Source organism: Stenotrophomonas sp. SAU14A_NAIMI4_5 (genome assembly GCF_003086795.1).
GTDB lineage: Bacteria > Pseudomonadota > Gammaproteobacteria > Xanthomonadales > Xanthomonadaceae > Stenotrophomonas.
In genome coordinates, this window is record NZ_CP026003.1 from 1,721,328 (window position 1) to 1,745,769 (window position 24,442).

Here is a 24,442-nt window from a genome sequence, read left to right on the forward strand (position 1 = left end):
CTACCAATCAGTTGCGCTGGAACAGCGCCTTCACGTCATTCCGGAACGCGGCCTGGCTGTCCGCCCGGCTGTAGAACATATGCCCACCCGGATAGCTGCGCACCTGCACCCGGTCCGGGTTGCTGCCCATCGTCGGCATCTGGTCCACCGTCAGGATCGACCCCATGAACGGGCACGACAGGTCATTCCAGCCATGCACGATCAGCACCTGCAGGTGCGGGTCGATCGCCACCGCCTGGCGCAGCTGGGTCACCGCGCCCTGGCGCAGCTCGCCACCGCGGTCCCACAGCCGGTTCACGTCGTAGTTCAGCGCCTGGTAGCGCGCATCGACCTTCCAGCCGACCACGCGGGTGACGAAGTCGACCATCGCCGTGGTCGTCGGCGCGATGATGCTGTCCAGCAGCGGATCATTGGCACGCTGTTCCGGATCGTTCGGGAACGGATCGAACGCGGTCACGTTGGAATCGTAGCGGCTGCCCAGCGTGCCCTTGTCGCGGAACACCTCGCGCAGGTAGGCCTGGGTTTCCAGGCGGCCACCGGCGCGGCGCACGAACTGCGGGTCAAGCCCGGTCAGCTCGGTCACCCGGCGCAGCATCGCCTCGGTCGCCTGCGGATCGCTGCGGCCCTTCATCAGCGCGGTGGCGTAGTCGCCACGGGTGTATTCGACCACTTCGCGCATCGCCGCATCGGTCAGCTTGCCCTGGCGCTCCAGGTGCGCCGCCGCGATCGACGGCAGCGTCTGCATCCACGCCATCGGCGAGACGTCGGCGTTGTCTTCCAGGGTCGGGCTCAGGTACGGCGACACCAGCACCAGGCCGTTCATCGCCACGCCCAGGCGCGTCTGCAGGTAGTGGGTGATGCGCGGGCCGCGGTAGCCGCCGTAGCTTTCGCCGGTCAGGTACTTGCGCGCGCCCATGCGCTGGTTGCGCAGCAGCCAGTCGTAGATCGAGCGCGACAGGTACTCGATGTCGGCGCTGGGGTTGTACAGCTGCTTCTTCGCCTCGTCATCGCCGATGCGTGCGCGGCTGAAGCCGGTGCCGACCGGGTCGATGAACACCAGGTCGGTGAAGTCCAGCCAGGTGCCCGGGTTGTCGTGCAGGGTGGCCGGTGCCGAGGCGCTGTCGCCTTCGGAACCGAAGGTGACCACCTTGGGCCCGATCGCGCCCATGTTGAGGTAGACCGACGATGCGCCCGGGCCGCCGTTGAGCGCGAAGGTCACCGGCCGGTCCTTGCCGGGCATGGTGTAGGCGGTGAACACCACATCGGCGATCACCTTGCCCTTGTCATCGCGCACCGGCAGGGTGCCGACGGTGGCGGTGTAGTCGAGGGTGCGGCCGGCCAGGCGGATGCTCTGGCGGACGGAGGCATCGGCCGGCAACGCGGGCGCCTCGGTCTTCTCCTCCTTGGCATCGGGCTTGGATTCGGCGGCCGACGCAGTGACGACGCAGGCGGGGGCAACGAGCAGGCCGACGCAGAGCGTGGCGATGTGCAGCAGGGACTTCATGGCACCAGGACGGTAGCGGAAGAGGGTCCTGATGCTAGGCCGCTGCCGCGCGTGCCGGATGTGTCCAAAGGCATGGCCGCGGCGGATCGCCGGTTGCAGCCAGATTCGGTCAAGCGGGAAGGACGCTGCGGTCGCCGTCGTCGGCCAGCAGGCCGTACACCGCCGAATCGGACAGCTCCCCCTGGATGCGCCAGCGCTGGCGCAGCACGCCTTCCAGGTGGAAGCCGAGGCGGTCGAGCACGTGCGCGGACGGGCGGTTGCGCGGGTCGATCTCCGCTTCAACCCGGTGCAGGCCCAGGGTGTCGAACAGATAGGTAACCACCTGCTGCAGCGCCTCGTGCATGTAGCCCTGGCCCTGCTTGCCCGGGGCCAGCAGGTAGCCGATCTCGGCGCGGGCTGCGTCGCGGTCCAGGGCGAACACCACGCAGATGCCCAGCAGCGGGCCGTCCAGTGATTCGCGCACCGCCAGCTTGAGCTGGGTGCCGGTGGTGTGCGCGGCGAGGTCGTCGTCGATCTGCGCGCGGGCCTCGGTCGGCCGCGTCCACGCCGGATGGTTCCAGAAGCGCATCACGTCCGGGTCGGACTGCAGGGCGAACAGGGCGGCCGCATCATCGCGGCGGATCGGGCTCAGGACCAGGCGCGCGCTGTGCAGCGGCAATCCCGGGAACAGCAGCGAGTGGCTGGCCAATACGAGGGTCCACGCAGATGAGGGGGCAGCCTGGGGTCGGATCCGTTTTCCGCGGGAAAACGGCTCTGACCCCGGTAACCCGGCACGACCAACATCGGGGTCAGAGCCCTTTCCTGCGGAAAGGGATCCGACCCCGCGCGGAGATCAGGCTTCCAGCGAAGCCAGGTCGCCCTTGCTCTCCAGCCAGCCCTTGCGATCAGATGCACGCTTCTTGGCCAGCAGCATGTCCATCAGCGAACGGGTCTGTTCGCCATCATCCACCGTCAGCTGCACCAGGCGGCGCGTATCGGGGTGGATGGTCGATTCGCGCAGCTGCGGCGGGTTCATTTCGCCCAGGCCCTTGAAGCGGGTGACGTTGACCGCGCCCTTGATCTTCTCGCGTTCGATCTTGTCCAGGATCGAGCGCTTTTCTTCCTCGTCCAGGGCGTAGAACACCTGCTTGCCCACGTCGACGCGGAACAGCGGCGGCATCGCCACGAACACATGGCCGGCATCGACCAGCGCCGGGAAGTGCTTGAGGAACAGCGCGGTCAGCAGGGTGGCGATGTGCAGGCCATCCGAGTCGGCGTCGGCGAGGATGACGATCTTGCCGTAACGCAGGCCGGCGATGTCTTCCTTGCCCGGGTCGCAGCCGATGGCCACGGCCAGGTTGTGCACTTCTTCCGAGGCCAGCACGCTGTTGGACGACACTTCCCAGGTGTTGAGGATCTTGCCGCGCAGCGGCAGGATCGCCTGGAAGTCCTTGTCGCGGGCCTGCTTGGCGCTGCCGCCTGCCGAGTCACCTTCCACCAGGAACAGTTCGGTGCGCGACAGGTCCTGGCTGATGCAGTCGGCCAGCTTGCCGGGCAGGGCCGGGCCCTGAGTGACCTTCTTGCGGACGACCAGCTTCTCGGTCTTCAGCCGCGCACTGGCGCGCTCGATGGCGATCTGCGCGATCTTCTCGCCCAGCTCCACGTTCTGGTTCAACAGCAGGCTGAAGGCATCGTGGGCGGCGCCTTCGACGAAACCGGCGGCCTGGCGCGAGGACAGGCGTTCCTTGGTCTGGCCGCTGAACTGCGGGTCGGTCATCTTCAGCGACAGTACGAACGACACGCGGTCCCACACGTCTTCCGGGGCCAGCTTGACGCCGCGCGGCAGCAGGTTTCGGAAGTCGCAGAACTCGCGCAGCGCTTCGGTCAGGCCGGTACGCAGGCCGTTGGCGTGGGTGCCGTGCTGGGCGGTGGGAATCAGGTTGACGTAGCTTTCCTGCACCAGCTCGCCTTCGGGCAGCCAGGCCACGGCCCAGTCAACGATCTCCGTATCCTTCTTCAGGTTGCCGACGAACAGATCGGCCGGCAGCGATTCGCGGTCGCCCAGCTCCATCTTCAGATAGTCGCGCAGGCCGTCTTCGTAGTACCAGGTGTCGACTTCGCCGGTGGCTTCGTCGGTCAGCTTCACGGTCAGGCCCGGGCACAGCACGGCCTTGGCGCGCAGCAGGTGCTTGAGCGCACGCACGGCGAACTTGGGCGTATCGAAGTACTTCGGGTCCGGCCAGAAGCGCAGGCGGGTACCGGTGTTCTTCTTGCCGACCGTGCCGACCACTTCCAGCGGCGAGGCGCGGTCGCCATCGCGGAAGGTGATGCGATGCTCGGCACCGTCGCGCTTGATGTGGATTTCGACCAGGGTGGACAGCGCGTTGACCACGCTGACGCCCACGCCGTGCAGGCCGCCGGAGAAGGTGTAGTTGTTGTTGTTGAACTTGCCGCCCGCGTGCAGGCGGGTCAGGATCAGCTCGACGCCCGGGATCTTTTCTTCCGGATGGATGTCCACCGGCATGCCGCGGCCGTCATCGCTGACCTCCACGCTGCCGTCCTTGTACAGGGTGATCTCGATCGAGCGGGCGTGGCCGGCGAGGGCCTCGTCCACCGAGTTATCGATCACTTCCTGCGCAAGGTGGTTCGGGCGCGCGGTGTCGGTGTACATGCCAGGACGGCGCTTGACCGGGTCAAGGCCGGACAGGACTTCAATATCGGCGGCGTTATAGCGTGCGTTCATCTATCTTCAAAGCGCGGAGCGACGCGCAAGTGTGCGGCGTGGACGGGAATTTTGCACGCCTGCGGTTCAGCCTCGGCGCCGGGGAGGGGGTAAAATGACAGTCGCTGGAATCTGAACGCCGGCGCCCCCATGTCCAAGCCATACGCGAGGAGGACTCCATGAAGAAGTTGCTGACCATTGCGATCTTGGCCGCTGCCGCCGTTGCAGTGCCGCTGGTGATGGCGCAGAACGCAGGCCCGTCGGCCCCGCAGCAGGGTGACCAGGCGGACAAGGCCGCGCAGTCCGAGGCGGATGCCAAGGCCAAGCGCCGCGCCCAGGCCAATGCCGAAATGAAGGCCAAAGGCCAGCCGGTCCCGCAGCAGGAAGAAGAAGAGGAAGCGCGGAAGAAGAAGTAAGGCGTCCGCCGCCGAGGCTTCTGCCGCAAGGCTCTGGCCCCTGAACGCCCCGCACTGCGGGGCGTTTTCTTTTAGTGGTGACGCCATCTGCCCCTTGGGTTGGCGGCCATCTATCTGTAAACTATGGCTTTCCGGGAGTAGTGCGTGTCCACCATTTGCGAATGGGCTGGACCGGCCATGCGTGGCCTCCAGCAATGCGGGTCGCAGGTGACGGTCGAATTGACCGGCACGGCCGCCCCGACCTCGCACGATGGTCCCCGTCCGGCGCCTGCCGCCGACCGGTCCCGCACCTCCCTCGCTGCCCCAGCGAACCGGAAAACCCCCTTTCTGCTCCACGCCCGCCCCTCGGGCAGGCGTGGCGCTGCCGTTTTCCATTTCCAGACAGGATGCTTGCAGCCATGACTCCCTTGATTTTCGTAACCGGCGGCGTGGTGTCCTCGCTCGGCAAAGGTATTGCCGCTGCGTCACTGGCCGCCATCCTCGAAGCGCGTGGCCTGAAGGTCACGATGATGAAGCTCGACCCGTACATCAACGTCGACCCGGGCACCATGAGCCCGTTCCAGCACGGTGAGGTCTACGTCACCGACGACGGCGCCGAGACCGATCTCGACCTGGGCCACTACGAGCGCTTCGTGCGTACCCGCCTGAGCCGCAAGAACTCGGTCACCACCGGCCGCATCTACGAGAACGTCATCCGCAAGGAGCGCCGCGGCGACTACCTGGGCGCCACCGTGCAGGTCATCCCGCACATCACCGATGAAATCCGCCGCTGCATCGACGAGGCCACCGAAGGCTACGACGTGGCCCTGGTCGAGATCGGCGGTACCGTGGGTGACATCGAATCGCTGCCGTTCCTGGAAGCGATCCGCCAGGTGCGCACCGAGCGCGGCCCGGAAAAGGCGCTGTTCATGCACCTCACCCTGGTGCCGTACATCGGCGCCGCCGGTGAGCTGAAGACCAAGCCGACCCAGCACTCGGTGAAGGAGCTGCGCTCGATCGGCATCCAGCCGGACGTGCTGCTGTGCCGTTCCGAGCAGGCCGTGCCGGATTCGGAGCGCCGCAAGATCGCCCAGTTCACCAACGTTTCCGAGCGCGCCGTCATCAGCGTGCCGGACGTCGACGTGCTGTACCGCATTCCGTCGGGCCTGCACGCGCAGGGCCTGGACGAGATCGTGGTCAACCAGCTGAAGCTGGCCGACAAGGTCGGCCCGGTCGACCTGTCGATGTGGGAGGACGCGGTCGACGCGACCCTGCATCCGCTGGATGAAGTGACCATTGCCGTGGTCGGCAAGTACGTCGACCACCAGGACGCCTACAAGTCGGTCGGTGAAGCCCTCAAGCACGGCGGCCTGCGCCAGCGCACCAAGGTCAACCTGAAGTGGCTGGAAGCGCAGGACCTGGAAGGCACCGACATGGCCGCGCTGGCTGATGTCGATGGCATCCTGGTGCCGGGCGGCTTCGGTGACCGTGGTTTCGAAGGCAAGGTGCTGACCTCGCAGTTCGCCCGCCAGAACAGCGTGCCGTACTTCGGCATCTGCTACGGCATGCAGGCCGCCGTGGTCGACTACGCGCGCCACGTGCTGGGCCTGGAAAACGCCAACAGCACCGAGAACGACCGCCAGTCGCCGGACCCGGTGATCGGCCTGATCACCGAATGGCGCACCGCCACCGGCGATGTCGAGAAGCGTGACGACAAGAGCGACCTCGGCGGCACCATGCGCCTGGGCCTGCAGGAGCAGCGCCTGAAGCCGGGCACGCTGGCCCGTGAGCTGTATGGCAAGGACGTGGTCTCCGAGCGCCACCGCCACCGCTACGAGTTCAACAACCGCTACCGCACCCAGCTGGAAGATGCCGGCCTGGTGATCTCGGGCAAGTCGATGGACGACACCCTGGTGGAAGTGGTCGAGCTGCCGCGTGACGCGCACCCGTGGTTCCTGGCCTGCCAGGCGCATCCGGAGTTCCTGTCCACGCCTCGCGATGGCCACCCGCTGTTCATCGGTTTCATCCGTGCCGCGCGCGAGCGCAAGGCCGGCGGCGCGCTGCTGGCCGAAGCCCGCGCCTGACTTGTGAAGGGGGGCTTCGGCCCCCATCCTGCATGCTTCAACCCCAGCACGCCGGTCCTGCCGGCGTAGCGGACAACAAGGAAACGCCATGAAACTGTGTGGATTCGAGGTCGGGCTGGACCAGCCCCTGTTCCTGATCGCCGGCCCCTGCGTGATCGAGTCGATGCAGTTGCAGCTCGATACCGCCGGCAAGCTGAAGGAGATCACCGATCGCCTCGGCGTCAACTTCATCTTCAAGTCGAGCTTCGACAAGGCCAACCGTACTTCGGGCACCGCCTTCCGCGGCCCGGGCATGGAAGAGGGCCTGAAGGTGCTGGCCGAAGTGAAGAAGCAGATCGGCGTGCCGGTGCTGACCGACGTGCACGAATACACCCCGATGGACGAAGTGGCCTCGGTGGTGGACGTGCTGCAGACCCCGGCGTTCCTGGTCCGCCAGACCGATTTCATCCGCAAGGTGTGCGCGGCCGGCAAGCCGGTCAACATCAAGAAGGGCCAGTTCCTGGCACCGTGGGACATGAAGCCGGTCGTCGAGAAGGCCAAGTCCACCGGCAACGAGCAGATCATGGTCTGCGAGCGTGGCGCCAGCTTCGGCTACAACAACCTGGTCAGCGACATGCGTTCGCTGGCGGTGATGCGTGATACCGGCTGCCCGGTGGTGTTCGATGCCACCCATTCGGTGCAGCTGCCGGGCGGGCAGGGCACCAGTTCCGGTGGCCAGCGCGAACACGTGCCGGTGCTGGCACGCGCGGCGGTGGCAGTGGGCATCTCCGGCCTGTTTGCCGAGACCCATCCGGATCCTTCCAAGGCACTGTCCGATGGCCCGAACGCGTGGCCGCTGGACCAGATGGAAGCCCTGCTCGAGACCCTGATGGAGCTCGACGCGGTGACCAAGAAGCACGGTTTCTCGCGCTTTGCGTGAGTCTTGACCCGTGGGCGGCGCTGGAAGCCCAGCGTCGCCGGCGGCATTGGCGCCGCTGGCCGTGGGGCTGGCTGGCGCTGGCGCTGGGCCTGCTCACCTGGGCGGCATTCGGCTACGCCGTGCTGCTGGGCGCTGCCGGCATGCGCATGCCGGGCGATGGTGCGGCCCCGCACTGGCAGGCCATGATGTTCAAGGTTGCCTTCTGCGCGGCTGTCGTGATGTATGCGGCCAGTACCGCAAGCACCGTGCTGGGCTGGCGGCTGCAACGCGCGCGCGTCGCCGCTGCGCTGGCCGCGGTGCTGCTGGTCGTGCCTTCCATCCTGCTGGCATGGACGCTGCTTGCCCAGCTGTGATGTTTCGTCCGTGGCCCCTGCGCCCATTCATGCGGTACCCATTCAGATGACGAGCGTGCTCCCGATGAGCCTGACCTCTTCCGCGCGCGTGTCGCGCCGACCCTGGCCCTGGGGCGCCTGCGCGCTGGGTCTTGCCATGCTCGCCTGGGCCGCCCTGGGGGCAGGGCTCATGGTTTTCCTGTCTGCGATCGGCATGCCGGGCGACGGCAACCACGCGCTGGCCTCGAAGCAGTGGCTCCTGATGCTGGCGATGGCCGTGCTGGCGCTGTCCGCGCTCGGCAGCGGCGTGGCCTCGGTACTGGCCTGGCGCACGCAGCGTGGCCGTGGCATGGCTGCGGTGGCGGCGTTGCTGCTGGCGCTGCTCGGCCTGCTGATCGCGGTGCCGCTGCTGGTGCAGGGGGCCGATCCGGTCGTGGCCGACGACACCATTTGGCAAGCGGCGGGCAGCCGGGGATAATCACGCGGCATTTCACATTTGTCGCATTCCCTCCTCCAGACAGGTAACCGGTCCGCTCATGAGTACGATCCGCAGCATCCACGCCCGTGAAATCCTCGACAGCCGTGGCAACCCCACGCTGGAAGCCGAAGTCATCCTGGAGGACGGTTCGTTCGGTCGCGCCGCGGTTCCCTCCGGCGCCTCGACCGGCACCAAGGAAGCGGTCGAGCTGCGTGACGGCGACAAGACCCGTTACCTGGGCAAGGGCGTGCGCAAGGCCGTTGAGAACGTCAACGGCGCCATCGCCAACGCACTGAAGGACTTCGAAGCCGTCGACCAGGCCGGCCTGGATCGTCGCCTGATCGATCTGGACGGCACCGAGAACAAGGGCCGCCTGGGCGCCAACGCGCTGCTGGCCGTGTCGATGGCCGCCGCACATGCCGCCGCCGCCTCCAGCAAGCAGGCCCTGTGGCAGTACCTGGCCGCCAAGACCGGTGCGACCCCGTCGCTGCCGGTGCCGATGATGAACATCATCAACGGCGGCGCCCACGCCGACAACAACGTCGACTTCCAGGAATTCATGGTGCTGCCGGTGGGCTTCACCTCGTTCTCCGAAGCCCTGCGTGCCGGCACCGAAATCTTCCATTCGCTGAAGTCCGTGCTGAAGAGCCACGGCCTGAGCACCGCCGTGGGCGACGAAGGCGGCTTCGCGCCGGACTTCCGCAGCAACGTCGAAGCGCTGGACACCATCCTCGAAGCCATCGGCAAGGCTGGCTACACCGCCGGTGAAGACGTGCTGCTGGGCCTGGACGTGGCCTCCAGCGAATTCTTCGAGAACGGCAAGTACAACCTGGTGGGCGAGAACAAGCGCCTGACCTCCGAGCAGTTCGTCGACTTCCTCGCCGACTGGGCCGCGCAGTACCCGATCATCACGATCGAAGACGGCCTGGCCGAGAACGACTGGGCCGGCTGGAAGCTGCTGACCGACCGCATCGGCAAGAAGGTGCAGCTGGTGGGCGACGATCTGTTCGTCACCAACCCGAAGATCTTCCAGGAAGGCATCGACTCGGGCACCGCCAACGCGATCCTGATCAAGGTCAACCAGATCGGCACCCTGAGCGAAACCCTGGAAGCGATCGCCATGGCCGACCGTGCCGGCTACGCCGCCGTGGTCTCGCACCGTTCGGGCGAAACCGAAGACACCACCATCGCCGACATCTCGGTGGCCACCACCGCCACCCAGATCAAGACCGGTTCGCTGTGCCGCAGCGATCGCGTGGCCAAGTACAACCAGCTGCTGCGCATCGAGGAAGCCCTCGGCGCCAGCGCGCGTTACGCCGGTCGTGACGCGTTCGTGTCGCTGAAGCGCTGAGCCCATGCGCGACTGGCGCTGGCTGCTGTTGCTGCTGGCCCTGCTGCTGGCATGGCTGCAGTACCGTTTCTGGTTCGGCCCGGGCAATTCGGGTGAAGTGATGATGCTCGAAGCCCAGGTCGCCAACCAGGAACGGGACAATGAAGGTCTGCAGCAGCGCAACGATGCGCTGGCTGCTGAAGTGAAGGACCTCAAGGAAGGCCAGGCCGCCATCGAAGAACGCGCGCGCAGCGAGCTGGGCATGATCAAGCCCGGCGAGAAGTTCTACCGCGTGGTGGAGGATGCGCCGGTTCGTCCGGCGCAGGCTGCACCGGTCGCGGCGCAGGTCGGCGACCACCCGGCGGACGTGCCGTGAGCGCGGCCATCTGGGCGGTCGTCCCGGCTGCCGGTCGCGGCACCCGTTTCGGCGCGCCGCTGCCCAAGCAGTACCTGCAGGCGGGCGGGCAGATCCTGCTCGCCCACACCCTGGGTGCGCTGCTGGCGCACCCGGCGGTGGCCGGGGCGATGGTGGTCATCGGCGAGGACGATGCGGATTGGCCGGGCTGGACCGAGTGGTCAGGCAAGCCGGTGCTGACCTGCATCGGTGGTGCGACCCGCGCCGCCTCGGTGCTGGCCGGTCTGCAGGCCCTGCCGGACAGTGTGCGTGCCGACGAGTTCGTGCTGGTGCACGATGCCGCGCGGCCCAACCTGTCGCTGGCTGACCTCGGTCGCCTGCTGGAAGTGGGGCGTGCCGATCCGGTCGGCGCGATCCTTGCCGCACCCGTGCGCGATACCCTCAAGCGTGCCGGCGACGATGGTGGCATCGATGGCACCGAACCGCGCGAGCGCCTGTGGCGCGCGCTGACCCCGCAGCTGTTCCGTCGCCACCAGCTCATCCGCGCGCTGGCCGCTGCGGCCGCCAGCGGTGTCGACGTCACCGACGATGCCATGGCCATGGAGCGCCAGGGCCAGCGTCCGCTGCTGGTGGAAGGCAGCGAGGACAATTTCAAGGTCACCACGCCGGCCGACCTCGACCGTTTCGAATTCGTACTTTCCCGCCGCGCCGGCTGATCGCCCGCGCGGCCCTGCTGCAAGGGTTGCATCCATGAGCACCGCTCCGTTCCCGCCCGTCCGCATCGGCCAGGGCTACGACGTCCATGCCTTCGGTGAAGGCGACCACATCATGCTCGGCGGCATCCGCGTGGCGCACAGCTGCGGCGTGCTGGCCCACAGCGATGGCGACGTCATCCTGCACGCGCTGTGCGATGCCATGCTCGGCGCCATCGCGCTGGGCGATATCGGCCAGCACTTCCCGCCCAGCGACGACCGCTGGAAGGGCGCCGACAGCAGTGATTTCGTCCGCCATTGCGACAGCCTGCTGCGCGAACGCGGCTGGCGCGTCGGCAACACCGACATCACCGTCATCTGCGAGCGGCCCAAGGTCGGCCCGCATGCGCTGGCCATGCGCGAACGCATCGGCGGCCTGCTGCAGCTGCCGCTGGACGCGGTCAGCGTCAAGGCCACCACCTCGGAGAAGCTCGGCTTCACCGGCCGTGGCGAGGGCATCGCCGCGCAGGCCGTGGTCCTGCTGGTGGCGGCATGATTCCGTTGCCGCTGGCCTTTGGCGCGCCGCTGCTGAACGCGCGCATCCGCACCACGCCGGAGGATTTCCAGGTCGACGAACTGCCGGCCTTCGAAGCCACCGGTGAGGGCGAGCACCTGCTGCTGCACATCCGCAAGCGCGGCGCCAACACGGTGCACGTGGCCAAGGTGCTGGCGAAGTGGGCCGGCCTGCCGGAAATGGGCGTCAGCTACGCCGGCATGAAGGACCGCAACGCGGTCACCACCCAGCGTTTCAGCGTGCACCTGCCCAAGCGCATCGCCCCGGACCTGGCCACGCTGGCCAGCGACGAGATCGAAGTGCTCGAGGCGACCTGGCACAACCGCAAACTGCAGCGCGGTGCGCTGGCCGGCAACCGTTTCAAGCTGGTGCTGCGCGACGTGCAGGGCGATGCCGCGGCCATCGATGAGCGCCTGCAGCAGATCGCCACGCGCGGCCTGCCGAACTGGTTCGGCGAACAGCGTTTCGGTCGCGACGGTGGCAACGTGCCGGCCGCGCTGGCGATGTTCGGTGGCCGGCGCATGCGCCAGGACCAGCGTTCGCTGCTGCTGTCGGCTGCCCGCTCGGCGCTGTTCAATCGCGTGCTGGCCGCGCGCGTGGAGCAGGGCAGCTGGGACCAGCCGCTGGACGGCGAGGTGTGGATGCTCGACGGCAGCCGCAGCGTGTTCGGCCCAGAGCCGTACACCGATGTGCTGGCCGAACGCCTGGCCCGCTTCGACATCCACCCCAGCGCGCCGCTGTGGGGCGAGGGCGAGCTGCGCAGCACCGACACCGCCCGCGCGCTGGAACTGGCCGCGCTGGACGATGAGGAATCGCAGGCCCTGCGTACCGGCCTGGAGGGCGCGCGCCTCAAACAGGAGCGCCGCGCGCTGCGCCTGCGTCCGGCCCTGCTGCAGCACCAGTGGTTGGCGGCTGACGTGCTGGAGCTGTCGTTCGCCCTGCCGCCGGGCTGCTACGCCACGGCCGTGCTGCACGAGCTCGGCCCCGTCGAAGACGCCTCGCAGGCCTGACGGGCGGGTGGGGTGGGGGTATCCACGCATGGCGTGGATCTACTGCGGCATCGCATGGATCCACGCGGTGGGTGGTAGATCCACGCCATGCGTGGATGAGGGACGCCGCGAGGAATCGTAGATCCACGCCATGCGTGGATGAGGGCCGCCGGGTCGTAGATCCACGCCATGCGTGGATGAGGGCCGCGGGGTCGTAGATCCACGCCATGCGTGGATGAGGCGATCAGCGCCGTGCCAGCAGCACCAGCACTGCGCCAGTGCCGCCCTGGCCGGTCGGTGCCGAGTGGAACGCGAGCACGTCGTTGCGCAGCCGCAGCAGGCGGTCGACCAGGTTCTTCAACACCGGCGCGCCGCCATCGGACTGCAGGCCCTTGCCGTGGATGATGCGCACGCAGCCGTACTCGTGCGCGTGCGCTTCCAGCAGGAACTGGCGCAGCAGCGTTTCGGCCTGCGCGGCGGTGGCGCCGTGCAGGTCCAGCTCGTCCTGTACCGAATACTGGCCGCGCTTCAGGCGCTGGAACATCCGCGGCGGCAGGTTGTCGCGGCGGTAGCTGGCGGTGTCGCCGGCTTCCAGCGGGCTGCTGTCGCGCAGCAGGCGGGCGAACTCGCCCGCGGCCTCGGCTTCGTCGCGTTCGGCCATGCGTGCGCGTGGCTTCGGTTTCGGCGCGGACGGTGCCGGCTCGACCTCCTTGCGCAGCGGCTTCACTTCGCCGATGGCCGAGCGGAACAGGGCGGCCGGATCTTCATCTTCAGGGTGCGACATGCGCACAGGGTAAACCGCCCGCGCGGGTCTGCCTATGTCGATTCGATGACGCGCATCACCACTGGCAGGGTAGGACCGGCGGCCCGCTTGCGGCACAATACCCGACGCACTTGCGCGATCGCCGGTTCCCGAGAGGGGCGCGGCCGGTCCCGCCCACGCGACAAGGTGACGGAATCGAATTCTTGGAAAATCAAGCGGTTAAATCGAAGATGCGCATCCTGGTCAGTAACGATGATGGCGTCGACGCCGCAGGCATCCGGATGCTTGCCGCCGTGCTGCGCGAGGCCGGCCATGAAGTGACGGTGGTCGCACCCGACCGCGATCGTTCCGGTGCCAGCAATTCGTTGACGCTGGACCTGCCGATCCGGCTCAAGCGCATCGACCACTACACCGTCTCGGTGGCCGGTACCCCGACCGACTGCGTGCACCTGGCGCTGACCGGCCTGCTCGAATTCGAACCTGACATTGTCGTTTCCGGCATCAACAACGCCGCCAACCTTGGCGATGACGTCATCTACTCGGGCACCGTCTCGGCGGCGATGGAAGGTCGCTTCCTCGGCCTGCCGGCGGTGGCCGTGTCGCTGGTCACCCGCAACCACGACCCGAAGCACTTCGAGACCGCCGCGCGTGCCGCGGTGGAGATCGTCGCCCGGCTGAAGGCCGATCCGCTGCCGGCCGACACCATCCTCAACGTCAACGTGCCCGACCTGCCGTGGAATGAGGTCAAGGGCTTCGAAGTGACCCGCCTGGGCAACCGCCATCGCGCCGAAGGCTGCATCGCGCAGAAGGACCCGCGCGGCAACGAGGTGTACTGGATCGGCCCGGCCGGCCGCGAGCAGGATTCCGGCCCCGGCACCGATTTCCATGCGGTGCGCACCGGCCATATCTCGATCACCCCGATCCAGGTCGACCTGACCCGCTACCAGGCACTGGAGAAGGTGGCCAGCTGGGTCGGCGGCCTCAGCGCCGCGCTGGACCAGCCGGCATGAGCCCGCGCCTGCGCCTGCAACCGGAAGCGGTCGGCATCGGCATGACTTCGCAGCGCGTGCGCGACCGCCTGGTCGACCGCCTGCGCGAAGCCGGCATCGTCGACGAGTCCACGCTGAACGCGATCCGGGTGGTGCCGCGCCATCTGTTCATCGACGAGGCGCTGGCCTCGCGCGCCTACGAAGACACCGCGCTGCCGATCGGCCATGGCCAGACCATCTCGCAGCCGTGGGTGGTGGCGCGGATGACCGAAGCGGTGCTGCAGGTCGCGCCGAAGAAGGTGCTGGAAGTGGGCACCGGTTCGGGCTACCAGGCCGCCGTGCTCGGCGCCGTGGGCCTGGAGGTCTACACCGTCGAGCGCATCGGCGATCTGCTGCGCCAGGCGCGCAAGCGCTTCCGCGCGCTGGGCATGAACATCCGCACCAAGCATGACGACGGCCGGGTCGGCTGGGCCGAACACGGTCCCTTCGATGCGGTGGTGGTCACTGCCGCGGCACCGGCCCTGGTCGATGCCCTGGTCGAGCAGCTGGCGGTCGGTGGGCGCCTGGTGGCGCCGGTCGGTGGGCCGGGCGGGCAGTCGCTGGTGCAGCTGGACCGCAGGGAAGACGGCAGCATCGAACAACGCGTGCTGGCACCGGTCACGTTCGTGCCGCTGCTGTCTGGCATGCTCGATTGAATCCACGGAGCAGGGTTGCATGAAGATTTTCGGGCCGCTGTACGAGCGGGCGATGAAGTGGGCGGCGCACGAACGCGCGCCGACCTACCTGACGGTATTGAGTTTCTTCGAAGCCATCATCTTCCCGGTCATGCCGGAAGTGATGCTGGCGCCGATGTGCGTGGCCCAGCCCAAGCGCGGCTGGTGGTTCGCCACGCTCAGCCTTGCCGGCTCCATGGTCGGCGCGGTGGTCGGCTACGCGCTGGGTCATTTCGCGTTCGAAGCGATCAAGCCGCTGTTCGAGGCGCTGGGCATGCTGCCGGCCATCGAGCAGGGCATCGCCACGGTGCAGGCCAAGATGGCCGAGTCGCCGTGGGCGGTGTTCACCTTCCTGGTGCTGGGCGGCTTCATGCCCATCCCGATGAAGGTCTTCACGTGGGCTTCGGGTATCGTCGGCGTGCCGATGCCACAGTACCTGCTGAGCATGTTGATCGGCCGCGGCAAGCGCGTGTACGTGCTGGCTGCGGTCATCCGCATCGGCGGTGCGCGTGCCGAAGCGGCGCTGCGTCGCTGGATTGAACCGCTGGGCTGGATCGCCACCGTACTGGTGGTGGGGCTGGTTGCCTGGCTTGTATGGAGGTCGAAGTTCGCATGAGTGCAGATCGTCTGAGCAAGGGAGTGCGCGTCGGCGCGCTGGCGTTGCTGGTATCCACCCTGGCCGCCTGTGGCACCGCCACCGTCGTCCGCCCCGGCGGCAGCAGCGGTGGCAGCACTGTCAGCACGCCGAAGGCCTCGGTGCCCAAGCCCGGGCAGACCGTGGTCGTGCGCAAGGGCGACACGATCTATGCGCTGGCCCGCATCCATGACATCACTCCGGCCGACCTGATCGCCTGGAACCGCCTGGACAACCCGTCGCAGATCTATCCGGGCCAGGTCATCCGCCTGTACCCGGCCGGTGCCACCGGCGGTCGCGCGCCGACCACGGTGGTGACCCCGCCGCGCGGCAGCGCAGGCACGACCACCCCGGCGCCTGCGCCGGTGGCGACGGCCCCGGTAGGGCCGGTGAAGAGCAACATCGACTGGCGCTGGCCGGCCGATGGCGCGATCGTCGGCCGCTACGTGGCCGGTGACGCGACCAAGCAGGGCGTGGACATCGCCGGCACCAGCGGCGCCGCCGTGCGCGCCACCGCCAACGGCGTGGTGGTGTATTCCGGTGCCGGCCTGGTCGGCTACGGTGAGCTGATCATCATCAAGCACAGCGACCAGTGGCTGTCGGCCTATGGCCACAACCGCAAGCGCCTGGTCAACGAAGGCCAGAACGTCAAGGCGGGCGAGCAGATCGCCGAGATGGGCCGCACCGGTGCGAACCGCGACATGCTGCACTTCGAGATTCGCTACAACGGCAAGCCGGTCGACCCGCAGCAATACCTGCCGGCACGTTGATGAGGTAGCGCCGGGCCATGCCCGGCGGCTTCACCTGTAGAGCCGAGCCCATGCCCGGCTGCTCTTCGCGTGCAAACGAAAACGCCCAAGCATCAGCTCGGGCGCTGCAGACAGCCTGCAATCCAGGGTAGCGCCGGGCCATGCCCGGCGGCTCCTGCGTCAACCTTCCAGAATGAAGGCGGCGGCGACCTTGCGGCCTTCGCCGGCAAGGATGTTGAACGTGCGCGCGGCGGCCGGGTTGTTCATCACTTCCAGGCCGATGCCACGCGACAGGCAGGCGGCCATCACCGCGGCCGGCGGAAACACCTGGCGGTCGCCGGTGCCCAGGACGATCAGCGCCGGATTCAGCGCAAGAATCGCTTCGATGTCGGCCAGCTGCAGGTCCGCGGCCTGGCGCACCGGCCACTGCGCGACCAGCTGGTCGGGGGTCAGGAAGAAGCTCTGCCCCAGTACCTGGTCGTTGACCTTGGCCGAGCGGCCGTCGGCAGCGCGCAGGCTGTAGGCGTAATCGGGCGGTTCGTGGTTCAGCTGCATGGGGGCAGGGCGATCAGCCGCGCGGCAGCACGATCTGGCGCTGTTCCTTGCTCGGGCGGTACAGCACGGCAACGTGGCCGATGCGCTGCACCAGCGCCGCCTCGGTGGCTTCGACGATCTCGGCGATCATCGCGTCACGGGCGTCGCGGTCCTCGGCGGCAACCTTCACCTTGACCAGTTCGTGGCGCTCCAGGACTTCGTTCAGCTCGGCGATGAAGGCCGGCGTGATGCCCTTGCCGCCGGTCTGCAGCAGGGCCTTGAGGTCGTGGGCGTGGCCGCGCAGGAAACGGGTCTGGGAGGCGGTCAGTGCGATGGACATGCAGGAAAAGGGGGTTGAATGGGACGATCAGGGTATCATGACGACCCCATCAGCCCCTATTTCCAATGGCCACCCGTAGCAAAAGCAGCCAGCGCTGGCTCAAGGAACACTTCTCCGACCCCTTCGTGAAGAAGGCGCAGGCCGAAGGCATGCGCTCGCGCGCGGCCTACAAGCTCGAGGAGCTCCTCGAACGTGACCGCCTGCTGAAGCCGCACATGGTGGTCGTCGACCTCGGCGCGGCCCCGGGCGGCTGGTCTCAGCAGGTCCGTAGACAGATTGGCGACACCGGCCGCGTGCTCGCGCTGGACATCCTGGACATGCCGCCGCTGGCCGGCGTGGAGTTCCTTCACGGTGACTTCAGGGAAGAAACCGTCCTATCGCAGTTTGAAGCCATGCTCGGGGATCAGCCGGTAGACCTTGTGCTGTCGGACATGGCCCCCAATAAGAGTGGGGTGGGTGCGGTCGACCAGCCGCGGATGATGCACCTGGCCGAGCTTGCGCTGGACTTCGCCGACAACCACCTCAAGACCGGTGGGGCGTTCCTGATCAAGCTGTTCCAGGGTGAAGGCTTTGACGACTACGTGCGCGAGATGCGCCGCCGGTACGACAAGGTCTCCATCCGCAAGCCGGAAGCATCGCGCAAGCGCTCGCCCGAGGTGTATGCCTTGGGACAGGGAAAACGCGCCCACATGAAGTAAGCTCGCCGAGTACGCTCGACCCCAACGCAAGACCCGCACTAAGAGGAACGCCGGAGCCAATGAGGATGAACGACTTGACCAAGAACCTCCTGCTATGGGTGGTCGTCGCCGTCGTGCTGATGGTGGTCTTCCAGAGCTTCTCGCCCAAGTCCTCCGGGGCCGGGGCGCAGGGCGCGACGTATTCGCAGTTCCTGGACCAGGTGGACAGCGGCAACGTGCAGAAGGTCACCTTCGGTGGCGATTCGCGCGGCCTGACCAACCAGCTCACCTACACCACCCGTGGCGGCCAGACGGCCACCATCGCCGCGCCGGCTGATCGCGACCTGATAAACGTGCTGCGCACCAAGAACGTGGACATCGTGCAGGAAGAGCCGTCCAGCGGCATTTCCTTCGCGGCCATCCTGATGAACTTCCTGCCGGTCATCCTGATCATCGGCTTCTGGCTGTTCATCATGCGCCAGATGCAGGGCGGTGGCGGCGGTGCCAAGGGCGCGATGTCCTTCGGCAAGTCGCGCGCCAAGCTGCAGGGCGAGGACCAGATCAAGGTCACCTTCGCCGATGTCGCCGGCTGCGACGAGGCCAAGGAAGAAGTGGGCGAACTGGTCGACTTCCTGCGCGACCCGTCCAAGTTCACCAAGCTGGGCGGCAAGATCCCGCGCGGCGTGCTGATGGTGGGCCCGCCGGGTACCGGCAAGACGCTGCTGGCCAAGGCCATCGCCGGCGAAGCCAAGGTGCCGTTCTTCTCGATCTCCGGTTCGGACTTCGTGGAAATGTTCGTCGGCGTCGGCGCCAGCCGCGTCCGCGACATGTTCGAGCAGGCCAAGAAGCACGCGCCGTGCATCATCTTCATCGACGAAATCGACGCCGTCGGTCGCCACCGTGGTGCCGGCCTGGGCGGCGGTCATGACGAGCGCGAGCAGACCCTGAACCAGCTGCTGGTCGAAATGGACGGCTTCGAGGGTGGTGAGGGCGTGATCGTCATCGCCGCGACCAACCGTCCGGACGTGCTGGACCCGGCGCTGCTGCGCCCGGGCCGTTTCGACCGCCAGGTCGTGGTCGGCCTGCCGGACGTGAAGGGCCGCGAGCACATCCTGAAGGTGCACATGCGCAAGCTGCCGCTGGCCGACGACGTCGAGCCGATGGTGATCGCGCGTGGTACCCCGGGCTTCTCCGGTGCAGACCTGGCCAACCTCTGCAACGAGGCCGCCCTGTTCGCCGCACGTGGCAACGAGAAGGAAGTCCGCATGGACCACTTCGACCGTGCCCGCGACAAGATCCTGATGGGTGCCGAGCGCCGCTCGATGGCCATGAGCGAGGAAGAGAAGACCCTGACCGCCTACCACGAGGCAGGCCACGCCATCGTCGGCCGCCTGGTGCCCGAGCATGATCCGGTCTACAAGGTCACGATCATTCCGCGCGGTCGTGCGCTGGGTGTGACCATGTACCTGCCGGAAGGCGACAAGTACTCGATGAACCGCGTGGCGATCAAGTCGCAGCTGTGCTCGCTGTACGGCGGTCGTGTGGCCGAAGAGCTGATCTTCGGCGCCGACAAGGTCACCACCGGTGCGTCCAACGACATCGAGCGCGCCACCAAGATGGCCCGCAACATGGTCACCAAGTGGGGTCTGTCGGATCAGCTCGGCCCGATCGCCTATGGCGAAGAGGATGACGAGGTGTTCCTGGGCCGTTCGGTCACCCAGCACAAGAGCGTGTCCAACGACACCGCGCGCCGCATCGACGAGGAAGTGCGCAACATCCTCGACGAGGCCTACGCACGCACCACCGAGCTGATGACGGCCAACCTGGACAAGCTGCACGCGATGTCGCAGCTGCTGCTGCAGTACGAGACCATCGACGCGCCGCAGATCGACGCCATCATGGAAGGCCGCGATCCGCCGCCGCCGGCGGGCTGGAACAAGTCCAACAAGGACGGTGGTGGCAACGACAAGGGCGGCGATGCTCGTCCGCTGCCGCCGATCGCCGGCCCGGCCGAGTCGCACTGACGGCCCGCCATTGCTGATCGCAGACGAGGCCGGGGAAACCCGGCCTCGTTGTTTCCGGGCCGCGAGGCCCGATTGAATTCACCGCCTTACGCTGGAGCCTGCATGTCCGTTCCCCCGCCGCAACCGATCTCCCATACCGTTGAAATGGTCATCGCGACCATCGTCGGTGTCGCCGTGGGCCTGAGCGTGGACAACCTGCTGCTGGGCTGCGGTGTCGGCATCGCTGTCGGCATCCTGCTGAGCATCATCAAGACGCTGTACGTGGACCGGAAGCGCCGCCGGCAGCGTTGAGGGTTTTCTCTTGGCAGGGCTGCGCCCTGCAGAAGCAACGTCAACGTCAACGTCAGAAGCCTGCATTCCGTGGGATGGCGGGGCGGTGTGGGTGGGCAGGACACGCCGTAAACCCATCCATGGGGGCTCGATGGCGCCATCCATGGCGCCAACGGTCCTGCCCACCCACACCGCCCCACCTCTGACTGATCCCCGCGGCTGTTGGAACCTGCTGTTGGTGGGTGCCGACCGTTGGTCGGCACATCTGTCGGATATCGAATGAATTCATCCACGCATGGCGTGGATCTACTGGGACGCGCGGCTGTTGGTAGGTGTCGACCTTGGTCGACACATCTGTCAGATATCGAAATCCATCTGGGATCAGAGCCCGTTGCGCAGCAACGGGATCCGACCCCGTGCCCCGACAGATCGCGGAAGTCTGTCGAAGGCGGGGTGGGTCCGGTTGAGGGGGCGTGAGCCGCATGGATGCGGCGACCGAGCTTACATGGACGTACTTGCAGCGTCCCCCGCAACCGGACCCACCTCGCCAACCCACGGATAGCCCGCCGTTGCTGTTGCTTCGGCTTTTGACGTTGACGTTGAAGTTGCCTCTGCGGGTGCAGGGCGCAGCCCTGCCGCACTAAACTAGCCGCCGTTGCCCGCAGGATTGCCCATGTTCGATATCTCCCCCCAGCTCGACTGCGCCGGCCGCATCCTGCGCCTGGACCGTGCCCGGGTCATGGGCATCGTCAACGTCACCCCGGATTCGTTCTCCGATGGTGGCGCCCACGACAGCACCGACGCCGCCGTGGCCCATGGCCTGAAGCTGGTGGAGGAGGGCGCCGACCTGCTCGATATCGGCGGCGAGTCGACCCGCCCGGGTGCCGCGCCGGTGTCGGTGGAAGAAGAACTGCAGCGCGTGCTGCCGGTGATCGAACAGCTTGCTGCGCGCACCACCGTGCCGATCAGCATCGACACCTTCAAGCCGGAGGTGATGCGCGCGTCCGTGGCGTCCGGCGCTGGCATGATCAACGACATCTTCGGCCTGCGTCAGGAAGGCGCGCTGGAGGCGGCCGCCGATACCGGGGTGCCGGTGGTGCTGATGCACATGCAGGGCGAGCCCGGCCACATGCAGGCCGACCCTCATTACGACGACGTGGTCGCCGAGGTCCACGGTTTCCTCGTGCAGCGCCTGTTTGCTGCCGAAATGGCCTGCATCGCCAAAAAGAATCTGCTGATCGACCTGGGCTTCGGCTTCGGCAAGACCACCGCGCACAACATGACCCTGCTGGCCCGTTCCGAGCGCTTCCTCGAGCTGGGCGTGCCGATGCTGGCCGGCCTGTCGCGCAAGCGCAGCCTGGGCGAGCTGACCGGCCGCGAGGTGGCGACCGAGCGCGTGGCCGCGTCGGTGGCGGCGCACCTGATCGCCGTGCAGCGCGGCGCCCGCATCGTGCGCGTGCATGACGTGGCCGCCACGGTCGATGCCCTGAAGATCTGGGAGGCCGTGGACGCGGTGCCCGCACCCCGCGTCGATGCTGCCCCGTCGATCCGCTGGCCGGACGAAGACTGATGGCTGTCGACCAGCGTCCGCTGGCGATCGCGGTGATGGGCCCGACCGCCAGTGGCAAGACCGCCACGGCGATCCGCCTGGCCCAGGAGTTGGACGGCGAGATCGTCAGCGTCGATTCGGCGCTGGTTTACCGTGGCCTGGACATCGGTTCGGCCAAGCCCGACGCCGCCGAGCGTGCGCAGGCACCGCATCACCTGCTGGATCTGCGCGATCCCTGGCAGACCTATTCGGCGGCCGAGTTCGCCGCTGATGCCGGCCGCGTGGTGGCCGACATCGTCGCCCGCGGCAAGACCCCGATCCTGGCTGGCGGCACCGGGCTGTATTTCCGTGCCCTGCTGCAGGGACTCTCGCCGATGCCCGAGGCCGACCCGGCAATGCGCGAGATGCTCAGTGCCGAGGCCGCCGAACGCGGTTGGGCCGCCCTGCATGCCGAGCTGGCGCAGGTCGACCCGGCCGCCGCTGCCCGCATCCACGCCACCGACCCGCAGCGCATCCAGCGGGCGCTGGAGGTCTACCGGCTGACCGGCACCCCGATCACTGAATGGCAGCGCCGCCCCGGCGTGGCGCCGTTGCCGGTGCGGACCCTGAAACTGATCCTGGCCCCGCGCGACCGGGCCGTGCTGCACCAGCGCATCGAGGCCCGCTTCGACGCCATGCTGGGGCAGGGCTTTCTGGACGAGGTGCGCGCCCTGCGGGCCCTGTCGCAGATGGCGGCCGTGCCCGCGCCGCTGGACCTGCCGGCGGTGCGCGCGGTCGGCTACCGCCAGGCCTGGGAATTCCTCGACGGGCAGGGCGACGCCGCCCGCTTCCGTGACAAGGCCATTTTCGCCACCCGGCAGCTGGCCAAGCGCCAGCTGACCTGGCTGCGTGGCGAGCTTGATGCCCGCTGGTTCGATCCCCATATCGACCACGAGCGCCTGTCCGGCGCGGTGTCGACCTTCGTCGCACGCTGAACCGCCGCCGGCCGTGTACCATCATGGGTCGGCGGGCGGCTCGGGGGGCCGGGCATCCGCCGGCAACCCAATAAGAACAATAATCAGGAGTTAGCAATGTCCAAGGGGCAATCGCTGCAGGATCCTTTCTTGAACGCACTGCGGCGCGAACGCGTGCCGGTTTCGGTGTACCTGGTCAACGGCATCAAGCTGCAGGGCACGATCGAATCGTTCGATCAGTTCGTGGTCCTGCTGCGCAACACCGTCAGCCAGATGGTCTACAAGCACGCCATTTCCACCGTGGTGCCGGCGCGTAACGTGAAGGTCGGGCCGGGTGGTGGCTACGTGCAGTCAGGTGAAACTGATGGACAGGCGGGTGATGAAGCAGACGAGTAATTCCGGAGCGGTGAATGTTTGACCGCTCGAAAAAGGGCGAAAACGCCCTGTTGATCCAGCCCCATTTCGGCAAGCTGGAAGAAGACGTGCTGGAAGAGTTCGGTGATCTGGCCCGCTCGGCAGGGGCCAGCATCGCCGCCACCATCACCGCGCGCCTGGACCGTCCCAACCCGTCGACCCTGATCGGCAGCGGCAAGCTGGACGAGATCAAGGCTGCGGCTGACGCAACCGGCGCGGACCTGATCCTGGTCAACCATTCGCTGAGCCCGGGCCAGGAACGCAACCTGGAACGGTTCCTGGAGCGCCGGGTGATCGACCGTACCGGCCTGATCCTGGACATCTTCGCCCAGCGTGCGCACAGCCACGAAGGCAAGCTGCAGGTCGAGCTGGCGCAGCTGCGCCACCTGGCCACGCGGCTGGTGCGCGGCTGGACCCACCTTGAGCGTCAGCGCGGCGGTTCGATCGGCCTGCGCGGCCCGGGTGAAACCCAGCTGGAAACCGACCGCCGCCTGCTGCAGAAGCGGGTGGAGCAGCTGCAGAAGCGGCTGGAAAAGGTTGAAACGCAGCGCACCCAGATGCGCCGCGCACGCCTGCGCAGCGAGCTGCCGCGCGTGGCCCTGGTTGGCTATACCAATGCCGGCAAGTCGACCCTGTTCAATGCGCTGACCGGTGCCGAGGCTTACGCCGCCGACCAGCTGTTCGCCACCCTGGACCCGACGGTGCGCCGCATCGCCGTGCCCGGCGGCAGCGTGGTGCTGGCCGATACCGTGGGCTTCGTGCGCGATCTGCCGCATGACCTGGTCGCCGCGTTCCGCTCGACCCTGTCCGAAGCGCGCGAGGCCGATTTCCTGCTGCACCTGGTCGACGCCGCCGATCCGCACCGCGAGGAGCGCATCGCCCAGGTCGACGAGGTCCTGACCGCCGTCGGTGCCGGTGACCTGCCGCAGCTGCTGGTGTTCAACAAGATCGACCGCATCGAGGGTGCCGAAGTGCGCCACGACGGCCAGGACGGTATCCCTGATCCCTCGCGCCGCGAGCGGGTCTGGATCTCGGCCCGTGACGGCGAAGGTCTGGAACTGCTGCAGAGCGTGCTGGGCAAGCGCCTGGGCCTGCAGCACGTCAGCGGCGAACTGCGTCTGCCGCCCAGCGCCGGCCGCCTGCGCGCGCGCCTGCACCAGCTGGAAGTGATCCGCAGCGAAGCGGCCGACGAAGACGGCTGGCTGCTGCAGGTCGACATCCCGATCGCCGAAGCCGAGAAGCTGGCCGCCAGCCCCGACGGCGGCCCGATCCGCGCCCTGCTGCCGGAAAAATTGCCGGAGTGGTAAACCACGACGGGTGGGGTCAGAGCTCTTTGCTGCGCAAAGGGATCTGACCCCGTGCCGACCAACGGTCGGCACCCACCATCAGCAGCAGGTTCCGACAGATCGCGGGAAACTGTCGAAGGCGGGGTGGGTCCGGTTGAGGGGGTGTGAGCGGCATGGATGCCGCGACCAAGCCC

At 67.5% G+C, this 24,442-nt stretch carries 27 protein-coding genes; 21 read left to right on the top strand and 6 right to left on the bottom strand.

The features are described 5' to 3' along the window. Nucleotides 1-7 precede the first annotated feature (7 nt). From C1925_RS08210 to parE, 3 genes are all read right to left on the bottom strand, one after another. Complete coding sequence (locus C1925_RS08210; RefSeq protein WP_108768457.1) at nt 8-1,504, bottom strand: S10 family peptidase; 1,497 nt, start codon at nt 1,502-1,504, stop codon at nt 8-10. Between the two features lie 109 nt (nt 1,505-1,613). Beyond that, nucleotides 1,614-2,192: a GNAT family protein gene (locus tag C1925_RS08215; RefSeq protein WP_108768458.1), complete on the bottom strand. Its 579-nt coding sequence runs from the start codon at nt 2,190-2,192 to the stop codon at nt 1,614-1,616. 144 nt (nt 2,193-2,336) lie between these two features. Continuing rightward, nucleotides 2,337-4,226, bottom strand: coding sequence for a DNA topoisomerase IV subunit B (parE, locus tag C1925_RS08220; protein ID WP_108768459.1), 1,890 nt, complete (start codon nt 4,224-4,226; stop codon nt 2,337-2,339). A 158-nt stretch (nt 4,227-4,384) separates the two neighbouring features. Between parE and C1925_RS08225 the strand changes: the two genes are divergently transcribed. The 10 genes from C1925_RS08225 (at nt 4,385) to truD (ending at nt 12,374) form a co-directional block, all read left to right on the top strand. Continuing rightward, the gene (locus tag C1925_RS08225; RefSeq protein ID WP_108768460.1) at nt 4,385-4,621 is read left to right on the top strand and encodes a hypothetical protein; all 237 of its coding nucleotides are present in this window, start codon (nt 4,385-4,387) and stop codon (nt 4,619-4,621) included. Nucleotides 4,622-5,019: 398 nt separating this feature from the next. Beyond that, a complete protein-coding gene (locus tag C1925_RS08230) occupies nt 5,020-6,684 on the top strand; it encodes a CTP synthase (protein ID WP_079221429.1) in 1,665 nt (554 codons plus the stop codon). Nucleotides 6,685-6,772: 88 nt separating this feature from the next. Continuing rightward, nucleotides 6,773-7,603 carry a 3-deoxy-8-phosphooctulonate synthase gene (gene kdsA / locus C1925_RS08235; RefSeq protein ID WP_079221430.1) on the top strand — a complete coding sequence of 277 codons (831 nt, stop codon included), beginning with the start codon at nt 6,773-6,775 and terminating at the stop codon, nt 7,601-7,603. After that, on the top strand, nt 7,600-7,956 hold the full coding sequence (locus tag C1925_RS08240) for a hypothetical protein (RefSeq protein ID WP_108768461.1): 357 nt from the start codon (nt 7,600-7,602) through the stop codon (nt 7,954-7,956). Before kdsA ends, C1925_RS08240 begins: the two co-directional genes overlap by 4 nt. Nucleotides 7,957-8,020: 64 nt before the next feature. Then, nucleotides 8,021-8,413 (top strand): hypothetical protein, encoded by a 393-nt coding sequence (locus C1925_RS08245; RefSeq protein WP_216821998.1) that lies wholly within the window; start codon nt 8,021-8,023, stop codon nt 8,411-8,413. Nucleotides 8,414-8,471: 58 nt separating this feature from the next. Further along, a complete protein-coding gene (gene eno, locus C1925_RS08250) occupies nt 8,472-9,764 on the top strand; it encodes a phosphopyruvate hydratase (RefSeq protein WP_108768462.1) in 1,293 nt (430 codons plus the stop codon). Nucleotides 9,765-9,768: 4 nt separating this feature from the next. Then, nucleotides 9,769-10,119, top strand: coding sequence for a cell division protein FtsB (ftsB, locus tag C1925_RS08255; RefSeq protein ID WP_079221434.1), 351 nt, complete (start codon nt 9,769-9,771; stop codon nt 10,117-10,119). Next, complete coding sequence (gene ispD / locus C1925_RS08260) at nt 10,116-10,814, top strand: 2-C-methyl-D-erythritol 4-phosphate cytidylyltransferase (protein ID WP_108768463.1); 699 nt, start codon at nt 10,116-10,118, stop codon at nt 10,812-10,814. The genes ftsB and ispD overlap by 4 nt, the downstream gene beginning before the upstream one ends. A 34-nt stretch (nt 10,815-10,848) precedes the next feature. Next, entirely contained in the window at nt 10,849-11,346 is a 498-nt protein-coding gene (ispF, locus tag C1925_RS08265; RefSeq protein ID WP_079221436.1) for a 2-C-methyl-D-erythritol 2,4-cyclodiphosphate synthase, read from the top strand. Then, a complete protein-coding gene (truD, locus tag C1925_RS08270) occupies nt 11,343-12,374 on the top strand; it encodes a tRNA pseudouridine(13) synthase TruD (RefSeq protein WP_108768464.1) in 1,032 nt (343 codons plus the stop codon). Before ispF ends, truD begins: the two co-directional genes overlap by 4 nt. Nucleotides 12,375-12,597: 223 nt before the next feature. On the opposite strand, the gene C1925_RS08275 is transcribed toward truD, so the two are convergent. After that, entirely contained in the window at nt 12,598-13,137 is a 540-nt protein-coding gene (locus C1925_RS08275) for a Smr/MutS family protein (RefSeq protein WP_108768465.1), read from the bottom strand. 209 nt (nt 13,138-13,346) lie between these two features. Between C1925_RS08275 and surE the strand changes: the two genes are divergently transcribed. Genes surE through C1925_RS08295 form a run of 4 tightly spaced genes read left to right on the top strand, consistent with a single transcriptional unit; the run spans nt 13,347 to nt 16,222 of the window. Then, nucleotides 13,347-14,126, top strand: a complete 780-nt coding sequence (gene surE / locus C1925_RS08280) for a 5'/3'-nucleotidase SurE (RefSeq protein ID WP_108768466.1) — start codon at nt 13,347-13,349, stop codon at nt 14,124-14,126. After that, the gene (locus C1925_RS08285; protein WP_108768467.1) at nt 14,123-14,800 is read left to right on the top strand and encodes a protein-L-isoaspartate(D-aspartate) O-methyltransferase; all 678 of its coding nucleotides are present in this window, start codon (nt 14,123-14,125) and stop codon (nt 14,798-14,800) included. Before surE ends, C1925_RS08285 begins: the two co-directional genes overlap by 4 nt. 19 nt (nt 14,801-14,819) lie before the next feature. Then, nucleotides 14,820-15,434, top strand: coding sequence for a YqaA family protein (locus C1925_RS08290; RefSeq protein WP_108768468.1), 615 nt, complete (start codon nt 14,820-14,822; stop codon nt 15,432-15,434). Further along, on the top strand, nt 15,431-16,222 hold the full coding sequence (locus C1925_RS08295; protein WP_108768469.1) for a peptidoglycan DD-metalloendopeptidase family protein: 792 nt from the start codon (nt 15,431-15,433) through the stop codon (nt 16,220-16,222). The genes C1925_RS08290 and C1925_RS08295 overlap by 4 nt, the downstream gene beginning before the upstream one ends. A gap of 159 nt (nt 16,223-16,381) precedes the next feature. Here the strand turns inward: C1925_RS08295 and C1925_RS08300 are convergent, their stop codons facing one another. Then, nucleotides 16,382-16,756, bottom strand: a complete 375-nt coding sequence (locus C1925_RS08300) for an Mth938-like domain-containing protein (protein WP_108768470.1) — start codon at nt 16,754-16,756, stop codon at nt 16,382-16,384. A 13-nt stretch (nt 16,757-16,769) separates the two neighbouring features. Beyond that, complete coding sequence (yhbY, locus tag C1925_RS08305) at nt 16,770-17,075, bottom strand: ribosome assembly RNA-binding protein YhbY (RefSeq protein WP_079221444.1); 306 nt, start codon at nt 17,073-17,075, stop codon at nt 16,770-16,772. Nucleotides 17,076-17,140: 65 nt separating this feature from the next. On the opposite strand from yhbY, the gene rlmE reads away from it, so the two are divergent. The 7 genes from rlmE (at nt 17,141) to hflX (ending at nt 24,269) form a co-directional block, all read left to right on the top strand. Continuing rightward, nucleotides 17,141-17,773: a 23S rRNA (uridine(2552)-2'-O)-methyltransferase RlmE gene (gene rlmE / locus C1925_RS08310; protein ID WP_008265654.1), complete on the top strand. Its 633-nt coding sequence runs from the start codon at nt 17,141-17,143 to the stop codon at nt 17,771-17,773. A 65-nt stretch (nt 17,774-17,838) separates the two neighbouring features. Then, nucleotides 17,839-19,776 (top strand): ATP-dependent zinc metalloprotease FtsH, encoded by a 1,938-nt coding sequence (gene ftsH / locus C1925_RS08315; RefSeq protein ID WP_174213498.1) that lies wholly within the window; start codon nt 17,839-17,841, stop codon nt 19,774-19,776. A 102-nt stretch (nt 19,777-19,878) separates the two neighbouring features. Next, a complete protein-coding gene (locus tag C1925_RS08320; protein ID WP_108768472.1) occupies nt 19,879-20,067 on the top strand; it encodes a hypothetical protein in 189 nt (62 codons plus the stop codon). A gap of 652 nt (nt 20,068-20,719) precedes the next feature. Next, nucleotides 20,720-21,616 carry a dihydropteroate synthase gene (gene folP, locus C1925_RS08325; RefSeq protein ID WP_108768473.1) on the top strand — a complete coding sequence of 299 codons (897 nt, stop codon included), beginning with the start codon at nt 20,720-20,722 and terminating at the stop codon, nt 21,614-21,616. Beyond that, nucleotides 21,616-22,569, top strand: coding sequence for a tRNA (adenosine(37)-N6)-dimethylallyltransferase MiaA (miaA, locus tag C1925_RS08330; protein ID WP_108768474.1), 954 nt, complete (start codon nt 21,616-21,618; stop codon nt 22,567-22,569). The genes folP and miaA overlap by 1 nt, the downstream gene beginning before the upstream one ends. Before the next feature lie 96 nt (nt 22,570-22,665). Beyond that, nucleotides 22,666-22,944: an RNA chaperone Hfq gene (hfq, locus tag C1925_RS08335; RefSeq protein ID WP_108768475.1), complete on the top strand. Its 279-nt coding sequence runs from the start codon at nt 22,666-22,668 to the stop codon at nt 22,942-22,944. A 14-nt stretch (nt 22,945-22,958) separates the two neighbouring features. After that, complete coding sequence (hflX, locus tag C1925_RS08340) at nt 22,959-24,269, top strand: ribosome rescue GTPase HflX (protein ID WP_108768476.1); 1,311 nt, start codon at nt 22,959-22,961, stop codon at nt 24,267-24,269. The last annotated feature ends 173 nt before the right edge of the window (nt 24,270-24,442 follow it).

What these genes read in the sequence shown, in the direction of transcription:
- C1925_RS08275 (WP_108768465.1), bottom strand. Translation starts at nt 13,137, where the DNA reads ATGTCGCACCCTGAAGATGAAGATCCGGCCGCCCTGTTCCGCTCGGCC.
- C1925_RS08320 (WP_108768472.1), top strand. Translation starts at nt 19,879, where the DNA reads ATGTCCGTTCCCCCGCCGCAACCGATCTCCCATACCGTTGAAATGGTC.
- C1925_RS08245 (WP_216821998.1), top strand. Translation starts at nt 8,021, where the DNA reads ATGAGCCTGACCTCTTCCGCGCGCGTGTCGCGCCGACCCTGGCCCTGG.
- yhbY (WP_079221444.1), bottom strand. Translation starts at nt 17,075, where the DNA reads ATGTCCATCGCACTGACCGCCTCCCAGACCCGTTTCCTGCGCGGCCAC.
- hfq (WP_108768475.1), top strand. Translation starts at nt 22,666, where the DNA reads ATGTCCAAGGGGCAATCGCTGCAGGATCCTTTCTTGAACGCACTGCGG.
- parE (WP_108768459.1), bottom strand. Translation starts at nt 4,226, where the DNA reads ATGAACGCACGCTATAACGCCGCCGATATTGAAGTCCTGTCCGGCCTT.
- C1925_RS08230 (WP_079221429.1), top strand. Translation starts at nt 5,020, where the DNA reads ATGACTCCCTTGATTTTCGTAACCGGCGGCGTGGTGTCCTCGCTCGGC.
- ispF (WP_079221436.1), top strand. Translation starts at nt 10,849, where the DNA reads ATGAGCACCGCTCCGTTCCCGCCCGTCCGCATCGGCCAGGGCTACGAC.
- C1925_RS08210 (WP_108768457.1), bottom strand. Translation starts at nt 1,504, where the DNA reads ATGAAGTCCCTGCTGCACATCGCCACGCTCTGCGTCGGCCTGCTCGTT.
- miaA (WP_108768474.1), top strand. Translation starts at nt 21,616, where the DNA reads ATGGCTGTCGACCAGCGTCCGCTGGCGATCGCGGTGATGGGCCCGACC.
- eno (WP_108768462.1), top strand. Translation starts at nt 8,472, where the DNA reads ATGAGTACGATCCGCAGCATCCACGCCCGTGAAATCCTCGACAGCCGT.
- C1925_RS08300 (WP_108768470.1), bottom strand. Translation starts at nt 16,756, where the DNA reads ATGCAGCTGAACCACGAACCGCCCGATTACGCCTACAGCCTGCGCGCT.
- surE (WP_108768466.1), top strand. Translation starts at nt 13,347, where the DNA reads ATGCGCATCCTGGTCAGTAACGATGATGGCGTCGACGCCGCAGGCATC.
- ftsH (WP_174213498.1), top strand. Translation starts at nt 17,839, where the DNA reads ATGAACGACTTGACCAAGAACCTCCTGCTATGGGTGGTCGTCGCCGTC.
- truD (WP_108768464.1), top strand. Translation starts at nt 11,343, where the DNA reads ATGATTCCGTTGCCGCTGGCCTTTGGCGCGCCGCTGCTGAACGCGCGC.
- C1925_RS08285 (WP_108768467.1), top strand. Translation starts at nt 14,123, where the DNA reads ATGAGCCCGCGCCTGCGCCTGCAACCGGAAGCGGTCGGCATCGGCATG.
- hflX (WP_108768476.1), top strand. Translation starts at nt 22,959, where the DNA reads ATGTTTGACCGCTCGAAAAAGGGCGAAAACGCCCTGTTGATCCAGCCC.
- rlmE (WP_008265654.1), top strand. Translation starts at nt 17,141, where the DNA reads ATGGCCACCCGTAGCAAAAGCAGCCAGCGCTGGCTCAAGGAACACTTC.
- C1925_RS08225 (WP_108768460.1), top strand. Translation starts at nt 4,385, where the DNA reads ATGAAGAAGTTGCTGACCATTGCGATCTTGGCCGCTGCCGCCGTTGCA.
- kdsA (WP_079221430.1), top strand. Translation starts at nt 6,773, where the DNA reads ATGAAACTGTGTGGATTCGAGGTCGGGCTGGACCAGCCCCTGTTCCTG.
- C1925_RS08295 (WP_108768469.1), top strand. Translation starts at nt 15,431, where the DNA reads ATGAGTGCAGATCGTCTGAGCAAGGGAGTGCGCGTCGGCGCGCTGGCG.
- ftsB (WP_079221434.1), top strand. Translation starts at nt 9,769, where the DNA reads ATGCGCGACTGGCGCTGGCTGCTGTTGCTGCTGGCCCTGCTGCTGGCA.
- folP (WP_108768473.1), top strand. Translation starts at nt 20,720, where the DNA reads ATGTTCGATATCTCCCCCCAGCTCGACTGCGCCGGCCGCATCCTGCGC.
- C1925_RS08290 (WP_108768468.1), top strand. Translation starts at nt 14,820, where the DNA reads ATGAAGATTTTCGGGCCGCTGTACGAGCGGGCGATGAAGTGGGCGGCG.